Annotated in this window: 2 rRNA genes; both read left to right on the forward strand. The window is 46.8% G+C overall.

Features of this window, described 5'->3' with window-relative positions:
• A 23S ribosomal RNA gene (locus tag EES38_RS22065) occupies window positions 1–97 on the forward strand; the annotation flags it as partial.
• Between the two features lie 85 nt (window positions 98–182).
• Window positions 183–298 (forward strand): 5S ribosomal RNA (gene rrf / locus EES38_RS22070).
• The last annotated feature ends 3 nt before the right edge of the window (window positions 299–301 follow it).

Here is a 301-nt window from a genome sequence, read left to right on the forward strand (position 1 = left end):
AAAGGGTTGTTCGAGACTAGAACGTTGATAGGCAGGGTGTGTAAGCGTTGTGAGGCGTTGAGCTAACCTGTACTAATTGCCCGTGAGGCTTAACCATACAACACCCAAAGGGTTTTGTGGACTCAATGTAAGAACATTGATTGTGTAATGAGACGAAACAGCTTTCTGAATTAACAAATTTGCTTGGCGACCATAGCGATTTGGACCCACCTGATTCCATGCCGAACTCAGAAGTGAAACGAATTAGCGCCGATGGTAGTGTGGGGTCTCCCCATGTGAGAGTAGGACATCGCCAGGCTTT

The organism is Vibrio viridaestus, from assembly GCF_003856525.1.
GTDB classification, from domain to species: domain Bacteria; phylum Pseudomonadota; class Gammaproteobacteria; order Enterobacterales; family Vibrionaceae; genus Vibrio; species Vibrio viridaestus.